Origin of the sequence: Streptomyces sp. NPDC056734 (genome assembly GCF_042790455.1) — a bacterium.
Taxonomy (GTDB): Bacteria; Actinomycetota; Actinomycetes; order Streptomycetales; family Streptomycetaceae; genus Streptomyces.
This window is the reverse complement of the sequence record NZ_JBHTZD010000004.1, coordinates 468,734-473,292: the sequence shown is the minus strand read 5'-3', so window position 1 is coordinate 473,292 and position 4,559 is coordinate 468,734. Positions and strand designations below refer to the sequence as shown.

Genomic DNA, 4,559 nt, shown 5'->3' with positions numbered 1-4,559 from the left:
CCTGAAAAGCGAGGGACGGGAGCGCAGCGCCCTGCTTTTAGGGGCGCGGGGAACTGCGCGACCAGCCCACCACGACCCGCGCCCGAAGTACTCACCCGGTCGCGTCCATCAACGCAAGATCGTGCAACCGGTCCGGCGGGCCGGGTCTCGCGTAGTACCAGCCCTGGGCCGTGTCACAGCCGAGTATCCGGAGCTGCTCCGCCTGCGCGCCGGTCTCGACCCCCTCGACAGTGACCGCGAGGTCCAGGCTGTGGGCGAGGGAGACGATCCCTTCGACGATCTTCAGATCGACGGGGTCCGCCGGGAACTGCTGCATGCTCTGCGTGAAGGACCGATCCAGCTTGAGAATGCTCACCGGCAGCCGCCGGAGGTTGGCGAGGTTGGAGTAGCCCGTGCCGAAGTCGTCCAGGGCGATGTCGACCCCCATCTCGGCCAGCCGCCGCAGCGGCTTGAGCAGATCATCGTCCGCACCGATCAGCGCGGACTCGGTGACCTCAAGGCAGAGCGCCTCGGGCGGGACACCCGTCGCCTCCAGGATCTCCACGGTGTCCTGGACCAGGCCGGGATGGGTCAGCTGGCACGGCGAGAGATTGACGTTGACCCGCAACGGCCCCGACCCGCCGCCGTACCGCTCGCTCCACTCGTACGCCTGGCGCACCGACTGCTCCAGGACCCAGCGGCCCAGCGGGACGATCAGGCCGGTGTGCTCGGCGAGCGGGATGAAGCGGTCCGGGCCGAGGACACCGTGCTGCGGATGCAGCCAGCGCACCAGCGCCTCGGCGCCGCGCACACTGCCGTCGCCGAGATGGACCAGCGGCTGGTACTCGATGAAGAACTCGCCGCGCTCCAGGGCGGCCGGCAGCGCGGTGGTCAGACCGTGCCGGGTGATGGCACGGGCGTCGGCCTCCGGGTCGGCCAGCTCGAAGCGGTTGCCGCCCGCCGACTTCGCCCGGTACATCGTGATGTCGGCGCTGCGCAGCACCTCCGCGGCGCTGCGCTCACCGGCCGCCGGTCCCTCGACGATGCCGATGCTGCCGCGCACGGTCAGCTCCCGGCCCTCGATCCGGACCGGGGCCAGCAGGGCGTTCATGATCCGGGAGGCGAGTTCGTCGACCTCGCGCTGGGTGTGCGGGCCGGTGGTCAGGGCCACGAACTCGTCGCCGCCGAGCCGGGCCACCATCTCACCGGGCGCGGTGGCGCAGGACTGGAGCCGGTCGGCGATCTCCACCAGCAGCCGGTCACCGGCCGCGTGGCCCAGGCTGTCGTTGATGGTCTTGAAGCCGTCCAGGTCGAGGTAGCACAGGCCGAAGCGCTGGCCGGGCCCGGCGCCGAGCGCCTTCTCCAGGCGTTCGAAGAACAGGGTGCGGTTGGGCAGCCCGGTGAGCGCGTCGTGGGTGGCCTCGTAGCGCAGCCGCAGATTGAGCAGCCGGCGTTCGGTGGTGTCCTCCATCAGCGCCAGCTGGTACTGCGGGTTGCCGTCGGGGTCGCGCAGCAGGGAGACGGTGAGATTGGTCCACAGGACCGTTCCGTCGGGCCGGTAGAAGGCCTTCTCCACGTGGTAGTGCTCGCGCTGGCCGCCCACGAGTTCGTCGTAGAGCCGCCACACATGCGGGGCGTCCTCGGCGTGCGTCCAGTCCTTGACGTTGCGACCGCGTATGTTCTGTTCCCCGCCGCCGAACATGCGCATCATGGCGGCGTTGGTCTCCAGGACATTGCCGTCGAGGTCGGCGATGCCGATGCCTATGGCGGCGCCCTCGAACACCGCGCGGAAGCGGGCCTCGCTGGCGTGCAGGGCCTGGGCGACCACGCCCTGGGCGCGCAGCGCGGCCTGCGCGATGGACTCCTGCTCGGCGAGGGTGCGGGCGCGCAGGGCGTGCGCGAATCCGGCGGCCATGGCGTGCTGGATACGGGAGGAGCGGGCCCGCAGATCGTCGCGGGGCCCGTCGTCGCCGCAGTAGAGCACCAGATAGGCGTCCACGCAGTCGAGGGTGCGGCTGAGGGCCTCCGGGTCGGTGCAGTGCGCGTCGACCAGGGCGGCGCCGAGGGCGCGGGCCTCGGCCGCGTCGTACGTCCGTGCGCGCAGCGCCTCGCTCATCCGGCGGGCGAGCGGCAGGAGTTGTTCCTCGAACTCGGGGCGGGTCAGCGCGGTCGGGGAGACGGGGAACACCGCCCGGCTCCAGATCGTCGCGAACCGGCGCAGCCGGTCCTCCGGCCCGTCCGGCTCCGCGCTCACGCCGTACGTCCCACGCCGGCGAATCCGGAGAACGCGTAGGGATCCTCGTCCTCCGGTGCGGTGTCCGGGCGCCAGGAGGCCGTCTGCACCAGTCCGGGTTCCACCATGTCGTACCCCTCGAAGAACCGCGCGACCTCGTCGCGCGAGCGCATGATCAGCGGGTTGCGAATGTCCTTGTATACGTCGACCACGCCGCCGGCCCGCTCCGGTGGCATGGGTATTCCCTCGTACGAGGCATGGGTGATGATCAGCAGGCTGCCGGGCGCGAGGGCGTCGCGCAGCCGGGCCACCGCCGCGTACGGGTCGTCGGAGTCCTCCACGAAGTGCAGGACCGCGACGAGCATCAGGGCCACCGGCCGGTCCAGATCGAGCAGTTGCCGCACCTCGGGACTGCGCAGAATCTCCAGGGGCTTGCGCAGATCGGCCCCGACCACACCGGCGTGGGGGTTGCCGTCGAGCACCTGCCTGCTGTGCGCGACGGCGACCGGGTCGTGGTCGACATAGACCACGGGGGCGCCGGGACAGGCGTTCTGGGCCACCTCGTGGACATTGCCGAACGTCGGAATGCCGGAGCCGATGTCGAGGAACTGGGTGACGCCCTCGCTGACGGCGAAGCGGACCGCGCGGCGCATGAAAGCGCGGTTGGCCTGCATGATCTTCGGAAGTCCCGGCAGGAACTCCATCGCCTTGCGGGCCGCTTCCCGGTCGACCTCGAAGTTGTGCGAACCGCCCAGGTAGTAGTCGTAGATACGCGAAACGCTCGGCACCGAGATGTCGATGCTCCGTGGTGCCCAGGCGGGACGCTCCATGTATCTCTCCAGGCGTTGGCGATCCGGTGTTCGAGCTGAGGCTACTGATCGCCCGCCAAAGGAGCGAGCCGAAACGGAAATTGACCATCCGTTCCCGGTCACTGCCGTTGGCACATGCCGTGTCCGTGGGGTCGTGCGGGCCTCACGAGAAGTATCGGAGACGTTTCGCTGGGTGCCGAAACGGGGTCCCGGTTTTCGAACACGGCGAAGCAGTCCATCTCCCCTGGAAAACGTTCCGCCGGGAATCGCCCGTCGGGAATCGTTTGTGGAACGCGGGGTGATGGACTGCTGCCCGGAAGGTGCGGCTGCGCGGCCGGGAGCCTCGCGGTTACTCCGTGTCGGGGGCGCCGATCGGCTTTCCGTCGGGGGCGACCGCGTACCAGGTGCCGCCGACGCCCTGGCCGTTGGTGTCGCCGGGGGCCTCGTCGCCGGCGAAGGTGTAGATGGGCCGGCAGTTGACCGTCTGCTGCTTCGCGCCGTCGGGGCGGGTGAAGCTCATCAGGCCCTCCTGCTGCACGCCCTCGGTGTCATTGACGGCGACCGGGGCGACGACGGGCCACTTCTCCAGGCAGTCGCCGGTGCAGGCGGAGACCGGCTCGGGCCAGGCCTCGTCCTTCAGGAAGCGGTAGACGGTCATGCCGTTCTTGTCGACGACGTGCTCCCCGAGTTCGGGGTCCGCACGGGTGGACAGTCCGGGCAGCGCGGCCAGTTGGGCCTTCTTGCCGTCGGGCGCGAGCGCGAACCAGGTGCCGTCGACGCCCTGGCCCTCGGTGTCGCCCGGATTGACGTCCTTGGCGTACCGGTACGCGGGCCAGCCGCCGACGGTCAGCTGCTTGGTGCCGTCGGGGCGGGTGATCTCGCCGAGCAGCTCGGCGTCGACGCCCTCCCCCGCGCCGGCGTCGTCCGACGGGACCGGCGGCCAGGCCGTGGCGCAGTCGCCGTCGCAGTTGCTCTTGGGGGGCTCGGCGGTGTCCTGGTCGAAGCGGTAGAGCGTACGGCCGTCGGCGTCGGTGAGGACATCGCCGAGTTCCGCGTCGGCGGTGACCGCGAGCTGCCCCGCGGGGGTGTTCGGTACGGCGGCCTCCTGACCGGCCTGGGCGTCGATGCCGCTCCCGTAACCCGGCGCGGGCGCGGTGGCACCCACGTTCTGGCCGACCGACTGACCCGCGCCGTCCTGGCCGCACGCCGTCGTCAGCGCCAGTACGGCCACAGCGCTCGCCACGAGAGAGGCGCTCCGCCAGGTGTTCATCGTCAACTCCCCATCATCACCACGCTGTTACGGCACCCTGCTCCGCCACCGCACGACCAGGGGTACGGGGGCGGCGGGACGCCCGTTCAACACGGACGGGGATTTCTTTCCGCAACCTGTGAAGGGGGGTACGGGGGGGATGGGGGCGGCCGGGGCGGATGCGGGGCGCCCGGGGAGTGGACGCGGGGCGCCCGGGGAGCGGACGCGGGATGTCCGGGGGCAGTCCGGGGCACCCGGGGGCGGATGCGGCGCCCGCCCGGCGAGCGGA

At 71.0% G+C, this 4,559-nt stretch carries 3 protein-coding genes; all 3 read right to left on the bottom strand.

Translation table 11 applies throughout. The features are described 5' to 3' along the window. Positions 1-91: 91 nt before the first annotated feature. Entirely contained in the window at positions 92-2,233 is a 2,142-nt protein-coding gene (locus tag ACFRFC_RS08475; protein WP_382687402.1) for a putative bifunctional diguanylate cyclase/phosphodiesterase, read from the bottom strand. Next, positions 2,230-3,042 (bottom strand): SAM-dependent methyltransferase, encoded by an 813-nt coding sequence (locus ACFRFC_RS08470; RefSeq protein ID WP_382687400.1) that lies wholly within the window; start codon positions 3,040-3,042, stop codon positions 2,230-2,232. The genes ACFRFC_RS08475 and ACFRFC_RS08470 overlap by 4 nt, the downstream gene beginning before the upstream one ends. 328 nt (positions 3,043-3,370) lie before the next feature. Next, positions 3,371-4,291, bottom strand: coding sequence for an SCO0930 family lipoprotein (locus tag ACFRFC_RS08465; RefSeq protein ID WP_382687398.1), 921 nt, complete (start codon positions 4,289-4,291; stop codon positions 3,371-3,373). Between the last annotated feature and the right edge of the window lie 268 nt (positions 4,292-4,559).